The organism is Dehalococcoidia bacterium, assembly GCA_025060295.1.
GTDB lineage: Bacteria > Chloroflexota > Dehalococcoidia > Lucifugimonadales > HRBIN23 > HRBIN23.
On the sequence record JANXCH010000002.1, the window covers coordinates 25,775 to 45,766 of the forward strand.

Annotated in this window: 17 protein-coding genes and 1 tRNA gene; 7 read left to right on the forward strand and 11 right to left on the reverse strand. The window is 65.7% G+C overall.

Annotated elements, in window-relative coordinates; translation table 11 throughout:
- Positions 1-80: 80 nt before the first annotated feature.
- The 7 genes from NZ951_01430 to NZ951_01460 all read right to left on the reverse strand — a co-directional run bounded on the left by NZ951_01430 (position 81) and on the right by NZ951_01460 (position 8,903).
- A complete protein-coding gene (locus tag NZ951_01430; GenBank protein MCS7206588.1) occupies positions 81-1,667 on the reverse strand; it encodes a nitrite/sulfite reductase in 1,587 nt (528 codons plus the stop codon).
- A 308-nt stretch (positions 1,668-1,975) separates the two neighbouring features.
- A complete protein-coding gene (gene cobA / locus NZ951_01435; protein MCS7206589.1) occupies positions 1,976-2,773 on the reverse strand; it encodes a uroporphyrinogen-III C-methyltransferase in 798 nt (265 codons plus the stop codon).
- The gene (locus tag NZ951_01440) at positions 2,770-3,507 is read right to left on the reverse strand and encodes a bifunctional precorrin-2 dehydrogenase/sirohydrochlorin ferrochelatase (GenBank protein MCS7206590.1); all 738 of its coding nucleotides are present in this window, start codon (positions 3,505-3,507) and stop codon (positions 2,770-2,772) included. The genes cobA and NZ951_01440 overlap by 4 nt, the downstream gene beginning before the upstream one ends.
- A 441-nt stretch (positions 3,508-3,948) precedes the next feature.
- Positions 3,949-5,211 carry a glutamate dehydrogenase gene (locus tag NZ951_01445; protein MCS7206591.1) on the reverse strand — a complete coding sequence of 421 codons (1,263 nt, stop codon included), beginning with the start codon at positions 5,209-5,211 and terminating at the stop codon, positions 3,949-3,951.
- 66 nt (positions 5,212-5,277) lie between these two features.
- Positions 5,278-6,204, reverse strand: a complete 927-nt coding sequence (locus tag NZ951_01450) for a HEAT repeat domain-containing protein (GenBank protein MCS7206592.1) — start codon at positions 6,202-6,204, stop codon at positions 5,278-5,280.
- A 12-nt stretch (positions 6,205-6,216) separates the two neighbouring features.
- Positions 6,217-7,530, reverse strand: a complete 1,314-nt coding sequence (locus tag NZ951_01455; protein MCS7206593.1) for a TldD/PmbA family protein — start codon at positions 7,528-7,530, stop codon at positions 6,217-6,219.
- Positions 7,527-8,903, reverse strand: coding sequence for a TldD/PmbA family protein (locus NZ951_01460; protein MCS7206594.1), 1,377 nt, complete (start codon positions 8,901-8,903; stop codon positions 7,527-7,529). Before NZ951_01460 ends, NZ951_01455 begins: the two co-directional genes overlap by 4 nt.
- Positions 8,904-9,003: 100 nt before the next feature.
- Between NZ951_01460 and NZ951_01465 the strand changes: the two genes are divergently transcribed.
- On the forward strand, positions 9,004-9,690 hold the full coding sequence (locus NZ951_01465; protein ID MCS7206595.1) for an endonuclease III: 687 nt from the start codon (positions 9,004-9,006) through the stop codon (positions 9,688-9,690).
- Positions 9,691-9,740: 50 nt separating this feature from the next.
- On the opposite strand, the gene groL is transcribed toward NZ951_01465, so the two are convergent.
- Entirely contained in the window at positions 9,741-11,363 is a 1,623-nt protein-coding gene (gene groL, locus NZ951_01470; GenBank protein MCS7206596.1) for a chaperonin GroEL, read from the reverse strand.
- Between the two features lie 12 nt (positions 11,364-11,375).
- On the reverse strand, positions 11,376-11,672 hold the full coding sequence (groES, locus tag NZ951_01475; protein ID MCS7206597.1) for a co-chaperone GroES: 297 nt from the start codon (positions 11,670-11,672) through the stop codon (positions 11,376-11,378).
- A gap of 143 nt (positions 11,673-11,815) precedes the next feature.
- Here groES and NZ951_01480 point away from each other — a divergent pair.
- Together NZ951_01480 and NZ951_01485 are read left to right on the forward strand one after the other, a co-directional pair.
- Positions 11,816-11,890, forward strand: a tRNA-Phe gene (locus tag NZ951_01480).
- Positions 11,891-11,980: 90 nt separating this feature from the next.
- Positions 11,981-14,038, forward strand: coding sequence for an O-antigen ligase family protein (locus NZ951_01485; protein ID MCS7206598.1), 2,058 nt, complete (start codon positions 11,981-11,983; stop codon positions 14,036-14,038).
- Positions 14,039-14,042: 4 nt separating this feature from the next.
- Here the strand turns inward: NZ951_01485 and recF are convergent, their stop codons facing one another.
- Positions 14,043-15,182, reverse strand: coding sequence for a DNA replication and repair protein RecF (recF, locus tag NZ951_01490; protein ID MCS7206599.1), 1,140 nt, complete (start codon positions 15,180-15,182; stop codon positions 14,043-14,045).
- A gap of 197 nt (positions 15,183-15,379) precedes the next feature.
- Between recF and NZ951_01495 the strand changes: the two genes are divergently transcribed.
- The 4 genes from NZ951_01495 to rph all read left to right on the forward strand — a co-directional run bounded on the left by NZ951_01495 (position 15,380) and on the right by rph (position 19,630).
- A complete protein-coding gene (locus tag NZ951_01495; protein MCS7206600.1) occupies positions 15,380-16,081 on the forward strand; it encodes a double zinc ribbon domain-containing protein in 702 nt (233 codons plus the stop codon).
- Positions 16,082-16,117: 36 nt separating this feature from the next.
- Entirely contained in the window at positions 16,118-16,678 is a 561-nt protein-coding gene (locus NZ951_01500; protein ID MCS7206601.1) for a helix-hairpin-helix domain-containing protein, read from the forward strand.
- Positions 16,679-16,681: 3 nt separating this feature from the next.
- Complete coding sequence (locus tag NZ951_01505) at positions 16,682-18,838, forward strand: ComEC/Rec2 family competence protein (protein ID MCS7206602.1); 2,157 nt, start codon at positions 16,682-16,684, stop codon at positions 18,836-18,838.
- A gap of 66 nt (positions 18,839-18,904) precedes the next feature.
- Positions 18,905-19,630 carry a ribonuclease PH gene (rph, locus tag NZ951_01510; GenBank protein ID MCS7206603.1) on the forward strand — a complete coding sequence of 242 codons (726 nt, stop codon included), beginning with the start codon at positions 18,905-18,907 and terminating at the stop codon, positions 19,628-19,630.
- On the opposite strand, the gene rplT is transcribed toward rph, so the two are convergent.
- On the reverse strand, positions 19,611-19,979 hold the full coding sequence (gene rplT, locus NZ951_01515; GenBank protein MCS7206604.1) for a 50S ribosomal protein L20: 369 nt from the start codon (positions 19,977-19,979) through the stop codon (positions 19,611-19,613). The genes rph and rplT overlap by 20 nt on opposite strands.
- Between the last annotated feature and the right edge of the window lie 13 nt (positions 19,980-19,992).

Here is a 19,992-nt window from a genome sequence, read left to right on the forward strand (position 1 = left end):
CTGGCAGAGTCCTGTAGGGCCTCTGCCTCTATGATACCAGGGCTACGAAAGGCGATAAGGAAGGCGCTTCGGTGTCTCTCCTACACCGAACACTCCCCCTCGCCCCGCTCCACCTTGAACAGGGTGGTGCGAGCCCAGTCCATATACAGGTCTACCGTGCGGTCGCTGAGCGGGGGGATGTCCTTGAAGGCGGTGGCCACCTCTTCCAAGGGTTTGAGGCCAATTCTGGCTACAAACTGGGGGAACTCCTCCCCTTCCAGGCGCTTCTCCTTGTAGAAGGCCAGCAACGCACGCATAAATTCGGGGACGCGCTTGGCGGGGATTTTGACCCCCGGCAGGCGTTGCCCAAAGCGGGTGCCTTCAATGTCGGCTCCCCCGTACACACCTCCCAAGAACACCTCATAGGCGGGCACCTGCTCCCCCCCGGGCCCTTTCATGGCTGCGCCGTGCAGGCCAATGGAAGCGATGTGGTGCTGGGCGCACCCGTTGGGGCACCCGCTGATTTTGATGTGCAGCTTCTGTATGAGGGGGTCCTCCAAGAGCCCGTTGCTCGAGGCGAAGGTCTCCCGCAGGGCCTTGGCCACTCCCATGGCCGAGGTGATGCCCAGTTTACAACTGTCGGTGGCGGGGCAGGCCACCACATCGGTGATGGTGTTAACGCCCGGCTCTGCCAGGTTGATCTCCTTCAAGGCCTTCCACACGGCATACAAGGAGCCCTCTGGCACCCAGCGCAAAGCCAGGTTCTGCTCCTGGGTTACGCGCGCCCGCCCCCCGGTATACCGGCGCACGATGTCCGCCAGGACGGGGAACTGGGGGGCATAGATATCTCCCAGGGGGATCTTGACGAAGGCCACATAGTAGCCCTTCTGCCTCTGCTCCAGGGTGTTGGTGCGTTTCCACTCTTGGAAGGCGGGGTCATCGGCTCCGTCCGCCTTGCCTGTGGGGGGTGGGGGAGGCGTTTCTCGATACAACTCCTCCACATCCATCAGGGGTGTGGGGTCAATGGGGCCGATGCTCTTGAGTTCCTCCTCCACCAACCCGCGGAAGGCATCTATCCCGATACGGTCTAGGAGTACCTTGATGCGGGCCATCATGCGGTTCTTGCGCAGGATGTCTGCCTTGTTGAAGACGGTCCATACCGCCAGGGCCACCCGCAGGTAATCCTCCACCGGGACGAAGTCGTAGAGGGGCTTAGCCAGACGGGGGAAGATGGAGGTGCCACCCCCCACATACACCTTGAACCCCTTGCGGAGGGTGCCGTTCTCCGGGCGCACCTGGGCCACAAAGGAGAGGTCGTGGATGAGGGAGGCCACGGCGTCGTGGTCGGGGCAGCCGCTGAAGGAGGTCTTGAACTTGCGGGGGAAGTCCTGGGTGATGGGGTGGCGCACGCCGAAGCGCACGTAGGCCACCAGGTAGGGGGTGGGGTCAAAGAGTTCGTCCGGGCAGACCCCTGCCAACGGCGGCCCCACCACGTTGCGCACCGTGTTCCCGCACGCCTCCCGTGAGGTCAATCCCCCCTTCCCCAGGATGCGCATAATCTCGGGCGTCTGCTCCAGGGGGATGTGGTGGAACTGCATGTTCTCCCGGGTGGTGAAGTGGCCCTTCTGGAGGGGGGCGAAGCGCTGGGCCACCTCTCCCAGGGCCTCCAGGGCCTCGGGGGTGAGGATGCCCCCGGGGATTTTCACCCGGAACATCTGGCGGTTGGGCTGGCGCTGGCCGTAGACCCCCTGGCGCAGGCGGAAGCGCATGAAGGTGGCCTCGTCCACCTGCCCCGCCCGAAACTTGGCCACCGCCTCCTCAAAGCGCTCCACCTCCTCCTCCATATAGGGGATGACGGCCTTTTTGGTATGGCGGGCCAGTTCCAGGCTGCGCTGGTAGACCTCCTCCTGGGGGGGACCAGCCAGGGCGGCTATGCCGGCTGGTGTAGCCTCGACGGAGCATCCGCACACCTTGCACATGGTGCACCTCCGTTGCGTTAGATGTGGGGGGCGCTGCTCCCTATGGGCAGGAGGCTCGCGCTCCTTGTGGGCGGGGGGTTGCCGATGCCCGAGCGCTTTTCGGCCCAGGCGATGCGCTCCCGCAGGCGCACCACCTCCCCCACCACCATCACGGCGGGGGCCTGGAGGCTGGCGTTACGGGCCGTCTGTATCGCCTGGCCCAGGGTGGTGACCAGTGTCCTCTGGGAGGGGAGGGTGCCCTGCTCAATGAAGGCTACTGGTGTCCCCTCTGTCCAACCCTGGTGGCGCAGGCGCTCCACCACTTGGGACAGCGCCCCCACAGGCATCAGCACGACGACTGTTTCCTGCTGTGGAGGCAGGGTAGTGCCTGCCCCATGCCCGGCGATAATCCGCAGGCCGGCGGCGTAGCGCCTATCGGTAACGGGGATGCCGGCATAGGCGGGGACGGCGATGGCGGAGGAGACGCCCGGCACCACCTCAAAGGGGATGCCCGCAGCGGCCAAGGCCTCGGCCTCCTCGCCTCCCCTTCCGAACACAAAGGGGTCGCCCCCCTTCAAGCGTACCACCCGTTTCCCCCGGCGGGCGTAGCCTACCAGCAGGGCGTTGATAACCTCTTGGGGGTAGGTGTGGTGGCCGGGCTCTTTCCCCACGGGCACCTTCTCGGCAGCGGGCGGGGCCTCGGCCACCAGGTCGGGATGTACCAGGCGGTCGTACACCACCACCTCCGCCGTGCGCAGGAGGCGTAGACCCTTGACGGTTATCAAGCCCGGGTCGCCCGGCCCCGCTCCCACTATGTAGACCGTCCCCAGCCTCATATCTTCTCTCCCTCCTGGGAAAGGGGGTGTGTGCCCGTCGCGGTCAAACGGGTCAGCAAGTGCTCCCACAGGCCCTCCCAGTCGTGGGCCGACAGCAGGCGTTGGGTCTCCGGACTGTGGAGGGCCTCCTGCCAGGCTTGGGGGGAGGGGTGTATCCCCCGACGGCGCACCTCCCGCCGCAGCAGGGCCACCATGTCCAGCAAAGTTCCCCACTCTTCGGGGAGCAGGTGCTCCAGGCGCTCTCGAATGAAGCGCGCCAGCGCCGGGGAGAGGCCGTTGGTGGAGATGGCGATGGTCAACGCCCCCCGCTGGACAATGGCGGGGGCGATCCAGGTGCACAGGTGGGGTGTGTCCACCACATTCAGGAGCACACCTTCCCTTTGGGCCTCCTGGGCGATGCGGCGGGAGAGGGGGTAGTCGGCGGTAGTGGCAGAGATGGCCAAGAAGGCCCCGCGCAGGTCGCCCTCCTGGTAGGGGCGTTGATGGAGGGTGATGTGCCCCGCCTCGGCCAGAGCCACCAGTCCCGAGGTCGGATGGGGGGTGAGCACCGTAACCTGGGCACCCGCCTCCCGCAAGGCGCGCACTTTACGCTCCACCTCTTCCCCCGTGCCGATGACCACACATCGCCGTCCTTGCAGGTTCAGGAACACGGGGAAGTAGGCGATGTGGGCTGGAGAGGGGGGTAGTTTCCCCCGCTCCCATCGTGTCTGCTCCTGTGTCTCCTGGTGTGCCACGGTGGGCTCCCCACAAAAAAGATTGCGCCCCGCTCTGCCACAAACGCCGAGCGGGGCGCAGCGCTGGTCTTCCCTATGCGCTGGCCCCTATGGAGGGCAACAACACCCTGCAATTCCCGAAAAGCGTGTCAGCATATCAACTACTCTTTACCAGCCCCCACAGGAGCTGTCAATAGCCCGCAGTCATAGGAAAACGCCTCTCAAAGGGCTGATGTAGGTTGTTATCAGCGGAAACGGGGCTATAAAAACGCCTATCGTCGCCACAATAAGTTTGTGTGGAGTATCCTGGAAGACAGGCATGGGCAATGCCTATCCCCGTAGGCCCATCCCCACAGCCCCCCAGGAGGGCACCGCCACACCCAACACCCCTCCAAAGGTTACCCGGGTCATCTGCATACTACACAGCAATGTCTCCTAAGCTGAGCGGAGCAGGACACCATCTTATACAAAGCCCCGCAACTGGATAGCCCGCGCCACACGGCTCACCCCGATGATATAGGCCGCCTCCCGCAGAGAGACACCGTGAAGGCGCGACGCCTCCACAACGGCACGCGTGGCGCGGGTCATCACCTTATACAGTTCCAGGTTGACCTGATCCTCGTCCCAGCGGAACTGCTGGATGTTCTGCGTCCACTCAAAGTAGGAGACCACCACGCCCCCGGCATTCACCAGGATGTCGGGAAGGATGATGGCTCCCCTCTCCCGCAGGATAATATCGGCTCGGGGGGTAAGGGGGTGGTTGGCTGCCTCCACGATGATGCGGGCCTTAATGCGGGAGGCGTTGCCCTCGTGAATCACATGCTCAATGGCGGCAGGAATCAGGATGTCGCAGGGGAGTTCCAGGAAGGTCTGGTTATCCACCGCCTCGGCCTCGGGGAAGCCCACGACCGATCCCGTTTGGCGGGCGTGCTCCAGGAGACGGGGGATGTCTAAGCCGCGGGGGTTATAGACGCCCCCCTGTATATCGGCCACTCCTATCACGGTGCATCCTAAGGAGCCGATGAGGCGGGCCACCCACGAGCCGACTTGCCCAAAGCCCTGGATAAGCACCGTGGCCCCTCGCAGATTGGAGGAGGTGAGGCGGGCCCACTCCTCCATGCAGTTGACTAACCCCCGCCCGGGGGCGGCCTCCCGCCCGGCGGAGCCACCCAGTTCCACCGGCTTGCCCGTAACGATGGCGGGGGTATAGCCGTGCAGTTGGCCGTAGGCATCCATCATCCAGGCCATCACCTGGGCGTTGGTGCCCAGGTCGGGGCCGGGGATGTCCCGATGCACCCCCAGGATGTGGTTAATGCTCTGAATGTAGCGGCGGGTGAGACGATTGAGTTCGGCCGTACTCAACTGACTGGGGTCGCAGGCGATGCCCCCCTTGGCCCCGCCGAAGGGCACATCGGCCACGGCCGTTTTCCAGGTCATCAGAGCGGCCAGAGCGCGCACCTCGTCCAGGTCGGCCTGGGGGTGATAACGCACGCCCCCTTTGTAGGGGCCGCGGGCGGCATTGTGCTGGACGCGGTAGCCTACGAACACCTTCACCTGCCCGTTGTCCAGGCGCACCGGCACCTGCACAGTCAGTTCCCGCCAGGGCAAGCGCAGCATGTCACGCAGGCTGCTCTCTAGACGCAGGCGTTCGGCCGCCTGGTCAAAGAACCAGCACACCGCCTCGAAGGAGGATGCATCATCGGGAGGGGGAACGGACACGGCCATTGCGCTACCCTCTGGGCACGCCCCTCATGCCACACTCCATGCGGGAACGCCCCTCATGGGGGGGGATTATGAGGTGCGGAACTTGTAGGTGAGGGGGTTCTCCTCGGCCCGTAAGCGCTCCAGGGCCTCCTGGGCCGCCTCCCGCACGGTTTCATCGGACGACTTCACAAGGGTGAGGAGGGTCTTTTTGGCGAGGGTGCCGCCGATGGCCCCCAAAGCATGAATGGTGGTGAGACGCACCTCTGGGTCGGTGTCTTGGAGGAGGGGGAGCAGGTGCACCACCAGGCTTTCCTCCCCCAGTTCGGCGCACGCCCCGACCGCCTCTTTACGCATGGCGGGGTCGGTGCTGGAAAGTTCCCTGGTGATGATGGCTTTCCATTGGCCGTCGCCGTTGCGTCCCATGGCGTAGACGGCGCTGCGGCGGAGGCGGGACTCGGCACTGTCGTAGGCCTGGCGGATAAGGTCGTGGACAATCATGTCGGGGAAGACGGCCAGGGATTCCAGGGCACGGCAGCGCACCTCCACCTCCTCCCGGGCGTTGCGGAAAGCGGCGACCAGGGCGTCCAGAATGCGCTTGCCTTCGCTGGAGGGAAGTTTATTCTCCGAGGCCATGCTGGCGAAGGTACCCAACCTCTGGGCGACCGCTGCGCGCACCTCGGAGGAGGTGTCGCACTTCAGGAGGTGCAGCAGGGGTGTAATCAGGGAGCGGTCTTCACACTCCCACAGGCCATGCACAGCCTGGGCACGCACCTGGGGGTCGGGGTCCTTCAGGGCTAGACGAAAGAGGGGGGTGAAGTCCATCTCCACCCGCTCTTCGGCCATGTCGGCAAGGCGCTGGAGGATTTGGCGTCGGCGCTCCAGGGGGATGGTGGGCCACACCCGCTGGATGATCTCCATCTCCTCGGGGGCGAGGCCCGACAGGCTGGCCAGCACGGTCTGTTTGAGGGGGCGCGAGGGATCGCTGATGTCCGCCAAGTATCGTTCCAGCGTCATACGTCGTCCTCCCTACTGCTTCGCTGCCACGGTGACGCCGGCACACACGAGGGTAGGCGTCAGAAGCCCGCCACCTACCCAGCGTCGCTCACGGCTGACGGCGATGAGCCGTTGGAACGCATGATACACATTCCCCGACACCATAGTGTTCTTGACCCGTCCGACCACCTCTCCCTTCTCTAAACGGAAGCCCAGGAGCACATTGGCGGAGAAGTCCCCCGCCAGGACGTTGCCCTGGCCAGCCCCTAGTACCCCCTCCACCATTAGCCCCTCGGGGATACTGCCCAGGGCGTCGGCGAGGGGTGTGTCCCCCTCGGCGATGACCACCACGCTGGCACCCGGGGCGGGCAGGGTGCCCACAGAGCGGGAGGCACTGGCGGTGCTCTTGGTGCGGGCCAGGCTGGCCGTCTGCAGGTCAAAGAGGAAGCCCTTCAGAACCCCCCGTTCTATGAGGGGCAGGGGCTGACTGGGGAGGCCCTCGTCGTCGAAGGGTCGGCTTCCCGGTGCGTAAGGGAGGGTGGGGTCATCCACCAGGGTGAAGCGGGCGTCGGCGATAGGTTGACCCACCTTCCCCTCCAGGGGCGAGGCCTTGCGCACCAAGGTGCGTCCGTTCAGACCCGTCAGCAAGGGCATCATCAGCAGGTTGCCCACGGCTTTAGGGGTGAACACCACGGGCACCCCCCCCTGGGGAGCGGGCACCAGGCGTTGGGCGCCCTGCAACTGGGCGTCCAGCGAGGCCACCACCTCCCGGCTGTGGGGGATGGGCCGACAGGAGACCTGGGACTCCCACACGAACACCATGTCGCCGTCCTGAATCCAGGAGCCCTCCAACACCAGGCTGGTGGTGGTGCGGGTGCAGGTGGCGTGGAGGCCATGGGAGTTCAGGATGGTAACGGTGGAGACGGTCTTGCCCACCCGACACTCCCAGAGCACCTGGGGCCAGCGGGCGTAAAGGGCCTCAATGGCCTCTTGTCCCAGGTCGACCAGGGAACGGGGAGGTAGGGACTCCACCGCCGGGTCGTACAGGGGCACCTCGGGGTAAGTTTGGGGGCCGGGGAGGGTGAAGGTGGCTTCTGGTCCCAGGGCCAGAGTCTCCAGGGCCCGCTCTACCAGGCCTTGAGGGTCGTCCTGGCGGTTGGTGGAGGCCAGGCCGATGCGCCCGCCCTTGAGGATGCGCAAGCCCACTGCCCAGGTCTGGCGTTCTTGCACGCTCTTCAGGCGGTTGGCCTCAAAGTGCACGGGGGTATCGTGGCTGGCCACGGCGAACACCTCGGCCTGGTCGGCCACCCGCTGGGCGCGCTGGAGGATGTCTTCCAGGATGCTCATCGTCCCACCACCAAGACATCACGGATGCGGATGTGGGGACTGCCGTTGGAGACGGGGAGGGGGAACTGCCCCCCCTTGCCGCACCCGCCCCCCTCGTTCATCTCCAGGTCGTTGGCGATGCCATCGATGTGGTGCAGAGTGGTGAACAGGTTGCCCGTGAGCATGACGGGGCGCAGGAGTTCCTCCACCCGCCCGTTGCGGATGCGGTAGGCCTCACCCGCCGAGAAGGTGAACTGCTCCATGCTGGTCATGCCCCCATACCAGTTCTTACAGTAGATGCCGTCCTTGATATCGGCCAGCAGGTCGTCCAGGCGGTGGGGGCCAGGTTCAATGAGGGTATTGGTCATACGCACGATGGGGGGGAAGGCGGCGCTGACGGCCCGGGCGTTGCCGGTGGGCTGTTCCCCCATGCGGGCGGCTGTCTCCCGGGAGTGCAGCCGCCCCACCAATACCCCCTCGCGGATAAGGTAGGTCTTCTGGGCGGGGACACCTTCGTCGTCGTAGGCGTAACTGCCCCGCAGGCCGGGGATGGCTGCTCCGTCCACCACATTCAGGATGGGGGAGCCGAACCGCCGCCCCAGAACCATAATCTGCTGGAGGCGGGGGTCTTCGTAGACATGGTCGGCCTCGGAGAGGTGGCCGAAGGCCTCGTGGATGAACACGCCCGCCAAAATGGGGTCCAGGAGGACGGTGTAACGGCCGGGGGTAATCGGGGGGGCAGAGAGCATGCCCACGGCCTTCTGGGCGATGGCGCGCACCTCCTTCTCCAGGCGTTCCACGATGGAGAAATCCCCCAAGGAGCCGACGCTGATGCCCACCTGTTGCACGTCCCCCCCGTTGCGAGCCACCGCCGTGATGCGCAGGGTGATGTCTATGCGCTCCTGCTGGATGTAGGAGCCCTCGCTATTGGCGAACACTACCTTGCGCCAGGTGTCCACATAGGCGATGGTGGAACTCTGGACGCCCGGGACGCTCCACAGCACTGTGTTGTAGTCGTCCAGGAGGCGCTTCTTCTCGGCAAGGGGGATAGGGCGCGGGTCTTTGACAATGCGGGGGGGCACAACCGCTTGGGCGGGGGGCACCGGGGCAAGCATGGTGCGCTCCCGCCCCACCATGCGGGCGTAGGTAACGGCGGTGGCTACCTTCTCTTTGAGGCTGTGCAGGTCTTGGAAGGAGACAAAGCCCCACCCCCCCGCCACCGCAGCCCGCACGCACCCCATCAGGCCTTGGTTGCGGCCAACCTCCTCCAACTCCCGACTGCGGAAGAGGAGGTGGGAGGAGTCGGTCTGCTCCAGGCGCACCTCTACATAATCGGCCCCGTGCTGGCGCAGGGCCTCGGTGAGGAGATCGCGTAGATGGCCGTCGGTGCTCATAGCATCCCTTTGCAGGTGCTGGTGGGACCACGGGGCGAGGGGTGTTTCCCCGTCTGATACTATACCCTAAGGGAAAGGTCTGGGGAAGGCAAGCCCCCCAATGGCACACCGCCAAGCCGTCGCCCCATCTGCCGACGCCACCGCCCGGGCGGGGGAGGTGCTCCGACGTCTGCAGGATGCCTATGGGCCAGTGGCCTGGCAGCCCCGCATGGCCCCCCTGGACGAGTTGGTCTTTACTATCTTGACCCAGCACACCTCGGATGTCAATGCGGGGAAGGCTTTTCGGCAGTTGCGGGAGCGCTTCCCCCGCTGGGAGGATCTGCTGGAGGCCCCCCTGGACGCCATTGAGGAGGCCATCCGCGTGGCGGGATTGGGACGGCAGAAAGCGCTCCGCATCCAGGAGGCGTTGCGGGGCATTATGGGGCGGCGGGGGCTGTTGGAGTTAGATTTCCTGCGGGACATGCCGTTGGAGGAGGCGAAGGCCTGGCTGAGGGCGTTACCGGGGGTGGGGCCCAAGACCGCCGCCATTGTGCTGTGCTTCGCATTGGGCCGCCCGGCTATGCCGGTGGACACGCATGTGCATCGGGTGGCGCGGCGGTTGGGGCTTCTGCATCCGAAGGATAACGCCGAGAAGGCCCACGCCCTTTTGGAGGGGATGGTGGCCCCGGAGCAGGTGTATCCCTTCCATGTGTACCTGATTACCCACGGGCGGAGGGTGTGCAAGGCCCAGCGCCCCCGCTGTGGGGAGTGTGTGCTGCGGGATATGTGTCCCTCGCGGCGGGTGTAAAAAAAGCGGGGGCGGCGCCTGGCCGCCCCCGCTAGGGTGTGCCCTGGGGGTTAGTATTCCATGTGGGGTGGTGGGGTGGGCGTGGTCTCCTTCTTCTCGGGGATGTCGGTAACCAGGGACTCGGTGGTGAGGATCATGGCGGCCACGCTGGCGGCGTTCTCCAGGGCGGAGCGGGTGACCTTGGCGGGGTCGATGATGCCCCGATCAAAGAGGCGGCAGAACTCGCCCTTCTCGGCGTCGTAGCCCCAGTCCCAGGTGGTGGCCTTGCGGACCTCCTCCAGCACCACAGCCCCTTCGGCCCCGCTGTTCTCGGCGATGACCTTCAGGGGCTCCTCCAGGGCCTTGGCGACGATTTGCACGCCGGTGCGCTCGTCGCCCTCCAGTTTCTTGAGGAGGGGCTCCAGGGCTTTGCTGGCGCGCACGAGGGCGACACCCCCACCGGGGACGATCCCCTCCTCCACGGCCGAGCGGGTGGCGGAGAGGGCGTCCTCCACGCGGTTCTTCTTCTCCTTCAGTTCCACCTCCGTGGCGGCCCCCACCTTGATGATGGCCACCCCACCGGCCAGTTTGGCCAGGCGCTCCTGCAGTTTCTCCCGGTCAAAGTCGGAGGTGGTCTCCTCAATCTGCTTCTTGATCTGCTTGATGCGGGCCTGAATGTCGGACTCCTTGCCGCGGCCTTCCACGATGGTGGTCTCGTCCTTGTTGGCCACCACCCGGCGGGCACGCCCGAGGTCGTGCACCGTGACGCTGTCCAGTTTGCGGCCGGCCTCCTCGGAGATGACCCGCCCGCCGGTGAGGATAGCGATGTCCTCTAGCATGGCCTTGCGGCGGTCACCGAAGCCGGGGGCCTTCACCGCCAGGGCGTTGATGGTGCCCCGCAGTTTGTTGACCACCAAAGTGGCTAGGGCCTCGCCCTCCACATCCTCGGCGATGACCACGATGTTCTTGCTCACCTGGAGGATGCGCTCCAGTGCGGGGAGGATGTCGTTGATGGCGGAGATCTTCTTATCGGTGATGAGGATGTAGGGGTCCTCGACCACGGCCTCCATGCGCTCGGGGTTGGTGATGAAGTAGGGGGAGATGTAGCCGCGATCGAACTGCATCCCCTCCACATACTCCACCTCATACTTGATGCCCTTGGACTCCTCTACGGTGATGACGCCGTCCTTGCCCACCTTCTCCATCACTTCGGCGATGAGTTTGCCAATCTCCTCCTCGTGGGCGGAGAGGGAGGCCACCTGGGTGATTTGCTCCTTGCCCTCCACGGGCTTGGCCATGCGCTTCAGTTCGTTGCGGATGGCGTCGACGGCTTGCTCAATGCCCCGTTTGATGGCCATGGGGTTCGCGCCGGCGGCGATATTCTTGAAGCCCTCGTGCATGATGGCCTGGGCCAGGACGATGGAGGTGGTGGTGCCGTCGCCGGCCACATCGTTGGTCTTACTGGCGGCCTCCTTGATGAGTTGGGCCCCCATGTTCTCGAAGGGGTCTTTGAGCTCAATCTCTTTGGCGATCGTTACGCCGTCGGAGCAGACCTGGGGGGGGCCAAACTTCTTATCCAGCACCACATTGCGCCCCTTGGGGCCCAGGGTGACGCGGACGGCCTGGGCCAGGGTGTCGGCCCCCGTCTTCAGGCGCTTGCGGGCCTCCTCGGCGAATACCAACTGTTTGGGCATACCTCTCCTCCCTTACTTTTTGATTTTGGCGAGGATGTCGGATTCGCGGATGATGAGGTACTCTACGCCGTCCTCTTTGAACTCGGTGCCGGCGTATTTAGCGAAGAGGACGCGGTCGCCCACTGCAAGTTCCATGGGGATGCGCTTGCCATCGTCGGTGAGGCGCCCGGGGCCAACGGCCACCACTTCGCCCTCTTGGGGCTTCTCTTTGGCGGTTTCGGGAAGGACAATCCCACTTTTGGTCATCTCTTCCCGCTCAATGGGGCGCACCACCACGCGGTCGCCGAGAGGTTGGAACTGCCGTGGCATACACCCTCCTTACACCCGTTTTAGCACTCGGCACCGCCGAGTGCTAAATTCTGATTTTTATGCTACCTAGGGGGAGGGGCGTTGTCAAGGGGGTGCCGATGGCGTTGACACCTGGGGGGATGACGACCTAGGATAGGGAGTGAGCCGAGGTAGCTCAGTGGTAGAGCAGCGGACTGAAAATCCGCGTGTCGTCGGTTCGACTCCGACCCTCGGCACCACGGCGTGCGCCCTGCTATCCTTCCGCTTTGTTCCGTCGTCTTGACGTTGTAGTCCCTCTTGGTTACCCTACCCCCTAGCACGGAGGCCCCATGAGCAGTGCGCTGTCCTGGGCCATGCGGGGAGGGTTGGCTCTCCTGCTGGTGATGCCCCTGGTGGTTACCTTCCAGACCATCTTTCCCTATGTGGTGGGCAAGTCCCTCTACGCCCGGGGGCTGATAGAAATCCTGGTTGCCTTATGGCTGGTGCTGGTGATATGGGACCGCTCCTACTTGCCCCAGCGCTCGTGGGTGCTGTTCGCTTTCTACGGGTATGTGCTTGTGGCGCTGATAGCGGGTGCCTTGGGGGTCAACTGGATGCGGAGCCTCTGGTCCACCTACGAGCGCATGACGGGGGTGTGGGATTTGATGCATTGGTTCCTGTTGGTGGTGGTGGCGTCGGCGGTGTTGCGCACGCCCCAGCAGTGGCGCTGGCTGTTGAACATCAACTTGGGGGTGGGGTTGGTGTTGGCAGTAGTGGCCCTGGGGCAGACTGTGGGGGTGCGCCTGCTCCCTACGGTGCTCCCGCGGTGCGATGTGGATGCCACTTTGGGCAACCCTTCCTATCTCGGGGCGGTGATGAGTGTGATGGTGCTGGTGGCGGTGGGAATGCTCGCTCAATCTTTCGCCCCAACGACGGAGGACGGTACCGCTCCCCCACCCAGTCCTTCTCCGCGCCGGAGGCGTGCACACAGGCCTCCCCAGGGGGCTTCGGCCCAGCAGCGATGGGGGGTGCTGGCCTTACGCCTGTTCTGGGGTGTAACAGCGGTGTTGTGTCTTCTGACGTTGTATCAGACGGGGACACGGGGGGGCATGTTGGGGTTGGTGGCCGGAGCGGTGGCGATGCCTTTGGGGGTGCTGTTGTTGGGGAACCGCAAGGCGCTGAAGCCGTTGGCCGTTGGGGGCGGTGCCCTGATCCTTGGGGTGATGGCCCTGTTCGCCCTGGATCGCAGTGTGGGCCTACCCTGGGCGCTCCGGTGTCGGGAGGCGACGGTGGGTGCCCGCGCCGCTGGGCTAGCGGAAGGGGTCCGCACTGGGGGGGCGATGGCCAACGCCAGCCTGGCCACGCGGGTGCTGTCGGCGGGGTATGTGCTCCAGGCGGTGCGGGAGCGTCCCTTGCTGGGGTGGGGGCCGGAGAACTACATCGTTCCCTTTACCCGTTTCGTGGAGCCCCGCTTCTTCCAGTACGGTGCGGAGGTCTTTGACCAGGCCCACAATAAGGTGCTGGAGGAACTGGCGACGAAGGGGATCGTGGGGCTGCTCTCTTACTTGGCCCTTTGGGGTGCGCTGGTGTGGGCGGTGGTGCGGCGGCGGCGTCCTCCACGGGAGGAGGTGCTAGCCTATGCTATCCTGGGGGCGTTAGCGGGGTACTTTGTGCAGAACCTGTTCCTCTTTGACACGCCGGGGATGATGCTCCAATGGGCCATCCTGGTAGGGTGGGTGGTGGCCCAGGAGCGCCCCCCTGCAGACACAGCAAGGCCCGCAGATGATACACCAAAGCCCCTTCTCTCCTCACCCCTTTTGCGGGGGGGTGTGGCAGTCCTCGTGGGCGGCGCTCTGGTCTTCTCCCTCATCTTTTTGAACTATCGGGTGTTTGACAGCGCTCGCTATGTGGTGCGGGCTGTGGCCGAGCCCCGTCCCATAGGGGAGCGCCTCGCTTTGGCCGAGAGGGGGGTTGAGACTTTTCCGCCTTTGGCCAACCTGGGGCGCGCCCTTGTCTTCGAGGCGTTTCTCTCCGAGTGGCCTCGCCTGCCCCCCGAGGAGCGCATGCGCGTCTTCACTTTCATTGTGACCCAGGGCGATCAGGCGCTCCAGGAGGATCCCCGGGATTTCCGTATCTTGGCCGACCTCGTGTACCTGTTGCAGATGACGGCGGGGGCGCCCGAGCAGGTGCAGCAGGTGGAGCCCCTTTTGCAACGGCTGCGCCACCTGGGGCCAGGGAGGCTGGAAACCCACCAACTCCTGGCCAACCAGGAGCTGCTGAAGGGCAACTACGAGGAGGCGTTGAAGATCGTGGATGCCTTTGTCGCACAGGCTCCTACTACGGCCAACCGCTTTGCGAGCATCCGCCGCGCAGCCGAGGAGGGGCTGAACAATCGCCAGGCGCAATGAGGGGTTAGGCGTCGGGCAGAAGTCGGCCCCCCTCGAGGCGAAAACGGGTGCACCCCGCAGGCAAGTCCTCCTCCCGCTGGGTGGAGGTGAGCACCACCTGCTCTGCCCCCTGCACCGCCTCCAGCAGGAGGCGACGCCGATGGACATCCAGTTCCGACAGGGCGTCGTCTAGGAGCAGGATGGGGGTCTCGTGCAAGGTGTGCTCCAGAAAGCGGGCCTCGGCCAGGCGCAGGGCAAGGGCCAGAGATCGGGCCTGCCCCCGCGAGGCGAAGGACGCCTCCCGCCCCTGCAGGCGCAAAAGAATGTCGTCCCGATGGGGGCCGACGAGGGTCTGGCCCAGTGCCCGTTCCCGTGGATGGAGGGCCTCCATCTGGCGGGCCAGGGTGGAGGCGATGGTCTCGGGCGCAAGAGGGACAAGGCCCTCCCCCGCCCACCGGTAGGACACCTCCACCCGCTCCATCCCCGCCAAGCCGCTGTAGGCGGCGGCGATGAGGGGGGCTAACCTTTGCAGGGCCGAGAGGCGTTGGGCCGTGATGCGCCCCCCTTCGGTGCACACCTCTTTGTCCCAGTAGGCCGTCTGGTCAGGGTCGGCTCCGGCCTTCAGCAGGCGATTGCGATGGGCCAGCAGGCGCTGGTAGCGCTGAAGGGCCAGCAGATACCGCCGGTCGGTCAGGGAGAGGAGGATATCCAGCCAACGCCGGCGCAGGGCGGGGGGGCCGAGTACCATATCTATATCGTCGGCCTGGAACAAAACCATGGGCGCTTGTCCCACTGCTTGACTAGCCGGACACACCACCCCATTGAGGCGCACCTGCTTCTGGAAGGGGCGGGCTGTCCCGCGGAGCCCTTCCCCCGACGGGCGCAGGAGCAGGTCCACCCGCATCGTGAGGCGTCCCCCATTGCGCCGTTGGAATGTCCCCTCCACATAGCCCCAGCCGTCCTCCTCCGCTGCCCAGAAAGAGAGCAGGTCTTGGTCGTGGGGGGTGCGGGGGGACTTGGTCAAGGCGAGCAGATACACGGTTTCTAAGAGGTTGGTTTTACCCTGGGCGTTCGCCCCCCAGATCAGGGTGAGGCCACGGGGGAAATCCACCTCCAGGGAGCGGTAGGTGCGGATGTTGCGCACCGAGAGGTGAATGAGACGCACCTTTTCCCCTTCTCCGCCCGATGACCCGTCGCTCCCTTTTATCGTAGCAGGCGTGGCGGAAGGCGGGGGGCTCCGCTTGTACGGCGCGGGGGTGTTTAAACGCAGGGCAAAGTTAAAACTGGAATTTTTTGTCTTCCGTCTAGACAAGTGCTAACCGAATGGATAGCATAATGGGATGTTGACATAAGGGGATGGGGATGCCCCTGGCCCAGGTGTGGGAAGCGGTTGTCCACTTGGTCGCCCCGGCCCGGTGCGTGGGGTGTGGGAGGGGAGGCCCTCTGCTCTGTCCCCTCTGCCTGGAGGCCAGCACGCCACTGAAGGAGCCCTTCTGCATCCGATGTGCCCAGCCCTTGCGGAGTCTATGGCAACGAATGTGTGGCATGTGCGGGCATCTGCAAGCTCTGGATGGTGTGCGTGCCCCTTATGTTCTGGAGGGGCCGATCCGCCGGGCGGTGCACGCCTTCAAGTATCGGGGGATATGGAGTCTAGGGGATGTGCTGGGGGAATTTCTCCTCCCCACAGCCCAGAGCATGCCCGTGCTTCCCCACGTGGTGGTGCCGGTGCCCCTGCATGCCCGTCGGCTCAAGGAGCGGGGGTATAATCAGGCCCTGCTTCTGGCACGGGTGGTGGCGCAAGGCTTGGGCATTCCCCTGGAGGAGGGGATGCTGGTGCGTCGGCGGGCCAGTGTGCCCCTGGCGCAGTTGGCCTCGGCACGGTTGCGTCGGGAGGCGGTGCGGGACGCCTTCGCCTGTACCCGGCAGGGCTTGGGGGGAGTGGCAGTGCTCCTGGTGGACGATGTGTGCACCAGTGGGGCGACGCTGGATGCCTGCGCCTCGGTTCTGAAGGGGGCTGGGGCAGGCCCCGTGTGGGGGCTCACCCTGGCGCGGGAGCCTCTGTAGCAGGGGGCGACGATGAGGAGGGAGCACCCTGGGTTTGTGGAAACCCTTGCTCAGATGACTTTGCTGTGCCTTTTTGTGGCGGTGCTGACGGGGGCCGTGGTGGTGGTTATCAAGGCGAACAGGCCGTCGGGGGTGGAGGTGCTCCTCCCCACGCCGACACCCCAGCCCACCCTGCAGGTGCACATAGCGGGTGCGGTGGCCAAGCCGGGGCGCTACATCCTCCCCCTGGGCGCACGGGTGGGGGACGCTTTGACCGCCGCCGGCGGCCCCTTGGAGGGGGCCGACCTGGAGCAGGTGAACCTGGCCCGTCCCCTATCCGACGGGGAGAAGGTAACCGTTCCCCTTGCAGGGCAAAAAGAGGGCGTCCTGGCACGGGAATCCCTGACCATGATGGAGAGGAATGCTCTGCTGGACCTGAATACGGCCGATGCCAGCGCCCTGGAGGCCCTGCCCGGCATCGGGCCGGTGCTGGCGCAGCGCATCGTGGAGTATCGGATGCGCTATGGCCCCTTCGCCCAGGTGGAGGACTTGCTGAAGGTGCAGGGTATCGGCCCCAAAATTCTGGAGCGCATTCGCCCCCTGGTTACGGTGAGGTGAGGTGTGGGGAGATGGGTGTGGGCGGGGGCGTGGGGTGCGGTGGGGTGGACGGCTGGGCTGGTGCTGGGGGGCATGGCCGCGGTGCCCTGGACAGCCTCCCTGTTGGTAGCGGGCAGTGGGCTGGTCCTGGGCATGCTCCTGGTGGTGGTGGGGCGTCCCCTTGCCCCGGCCATAGTGCTGACCCTAGGGGGCCTGGGCCTGCTGCGGGTGAGCCTCTCCCCTGCGCTTCACCCTCTCCCCGTCTTGCGAGAGGAGTGCCCCGTTGACCTGGTGGTCAGCGCCCATGCCCCCGAGCAGATCGGCGGGCTGTGGCGCTTTCGGGCAACAGTGCACTCCACGCAAGGGTGTCCTCTGAAAACGGGGCAGAAGGTGCTGGTGTATCTGCCTGGTCCTCCACAGGGGCAGAAGGGGCGCTGGCCTCCTCTCCAGCGGGGCGACCTCCTGCGGGTGGTGGGGCGGGTGGGGCCTCTCCCGGAGGGAGGGGCAGGCCGAGCTTTGGCCCAACAGGGCCTTGTGGGGGTGCTCCGCGCTAGGGAGGCTCATCTGCTGAAGGCGGGGGGAAAGGGTCTCCTGGGAGCGGTAGACCGGGTGCGGTGGCATCTGGCATTAGCCCTGCGCCGCGCCCTGCCCCAGCCCGAGGCGGGGCTGGCCCAGGCGCTCCTGTTGGGCCTGCGGGGCGACCTCCTCCCTGAGGAGTGGGAGGCCTTCCGCCAGGCTGGCACAGCCCATCTGCTGGCGGTGTCGGGCCTCCATGTGGCCCTGGTGCTGGGCGTCCTGGAGGCTATAACGGCAGTGGTCTGGGGGCGACGCCCGTGGACGCTGGTGGTTCCTGTGGCGGGGATGTGGGGATATGCCCTGCTCGCAGGCATGGGACCGCCGGTGGTCAGGGCGTCTCTGATGGGGAGTATGGCCCTGGGTGCGCGTGCCCTGGGGCGTCCCTATGCGCCGGTGGCGGCGCTGGCGGTTACTGTGGGGGTGATGGCGGGCCTCTCCCCGAGCCTTTTAGGACAGCCCTCCTTTCAGTTGAGTGTAGCGGGAATGGCGGGGTTGGTGGCTCTGGGGCCACGCATCCACGCCCTCCTGCACCACGCCATCGGCCGGTGGGAGACAGGCAGGCCCTGGTTATCCGCCCTGGTGGGGAGCACGGCGGTCTCCCTGGGGGCGTCTTTGGGGGCGGTGCCGTTGGCAGCCCTGACTTTTGAGCATCTGCCCACCCTCGGGGTGGTGGCGACCCTGGTCTCCCTTCCTCTGCTGTTGCCCTCCCTGGTCTTGAGCGGGGCAACGGCACTGACGGGTTTGGCGTGGGAGCCTCTGGGGGTCGGCGTTGGGTGGGTGGCGTGGCTCATGGTGGCGGGACTGCGCCTGCCTAGCGCCCTGCTCGGGGATATGGCCTGGGCTTCGGTGCAGGTAACGGATGTGGGGGTGTGGGTGTGGGGGTTCTATGGGGTGCTGGTGGTGGTGTGGGCGTGGCCTTTCCTGCGGGAGGCGGTGCCCCAATGGGTGGGAGGACGCCCCTTGGCTTTCCGCTGGGCTTTTCCCCTGCTGACAGGGGCGACGGCGTTGGTGTGGGCCGTCGCCTTCCAATGGCCTCCCCCGCGGCTGACGCTTGAGGCCTTTCCCGATGGCTCCTGGATGCTCATCGGCCCCCGGGGGCAGGCAGTGGTCAGCCTTGGGGGGCCTGATCCCCGCCCCATTCTGCGGGCGTTGGGGAGGGGTCTGCCCTTTTGGGAGAGGCGCATCGTCCTACTTATAGTGGCCACACCCCAGGCGGCCGAGGCAGGACGGGAAATTCTTCGCCGGTATAGCGCAGAAGCCATCATGGTGACCCCTTCCGTGCAGGGGCTGACCTCTGCCGTCCCGCTTCAGAAGGGCCTCTCGGCTGACCTGGGAGGGGGGCTGTGGCTGACGGTGGAGCAGGGCGAGCCGCGGCCCTCCGTGCGTGTGCTATGGGGAAACATCGCTTGGCTTCTGCACGGCTCCTTCAAGACGCACGAGGCGGAGGGGGCGACGCTGGCCCTTCGGCGGGAGTGGGGGGTGCAGGGGCCGTATCTGGTGGTTACAGGTGTCGGACAGGAGTGGAAAGCGCCCCCAGGGGGGACGGTGCGCCTCACCGCCGAGCAGGGGCGCATGTGGGTGGAGGTGCGTTCGGGAGTTCCCTGAGGGGCGGATGTCAGGATAGGATAGAATAAGTCATTCCAGGATGTACCAGGCAAGGGGAACCGCTCTATGCCCAGACGCATTGACGGACGCGCCCCTGATGAATTACGCCCTGTGCGGATTATCCCTGGCTATCTCCTGTATGCGGAAGGCTCTGCTCTGATAGAGACGGGCAACACCCGTGTGCTGTGCGCCGTGTCGGTGGAGGAGCGGGTGCCCCCCTTTCTGAAAGGCACGGGTCGAGGGTGGGTAACGGCCGAGTATGGGATGCTGCCCCGCTCCACCCTGACGCGCACGCCCCGGGAGGCGCAAGGGAGGGAGCGGGGGCGCACCTACGAGATCCAGCGCCTCATCGGGCGGGCTCTGCGGGCTGCCGTGGACCTGGAGGCCCTGGGAGAGCGGACTTTCATTGTGGACTGCGATGTGCTCCAGGCCGACGGGGGAACACGCACCGCCGCCATCACGGGGGGCTATGTGGCCCTTTACCAGGCTTTCCTGAACCTCCTGAAGCGGGATGTGCTCAAGACCCTGCCCATCCGCTCAGCGGTGGCGGCGGTGAGTGTGGGCTTGGTGGACGGGGAGATGCTGTTGGACTTGTGCTACGAGGAGGACTTCCGCGCCCAGGTGGATTGCACGGTGGTGATGAACGAAAGGGGGGAACTGGTGGAGGTGCACTGCGCCACAGAGGGGGCGCCTTTTGCCCCTGCTACTTTACAGGGGCTGCTGGCCCTGGGGGAGCAGGGGGTGCACAGGCTGTTGACCCTGCAAGGGCGGGTTATCCAGACGCTGCAGTAAGGGCAGATTTGGCCACCGCCACCACCTGGGCGAAGGCGGAGGGGTTGCGCACGGCCATATCGGCCAGCACCTTGCGGTTGAGGCGCACACCCGCCTTACGCAGGCCGTTGATGAGGCGGTTGTAGGGGAGGCCCAGGGCGCGGGAGGCGGCGGCGATGCGCAGAATCCACAGACGGCGCATATCGCCTTTGCGGTCCCGGCGGTGCTGGTAGGCGTAGTCCCAGGCGTGGATCAGGGACTCGTGCGCCCGCTTGTAGTGGCGGTGGCGGACGGAGTAGTGGCCCTTGGTTTGCGCCAGGACTTTCTTATGGCGACGGCGTTTGACGACACCCCTTTTCACACGGCTCATAGGCGCGGCTCCT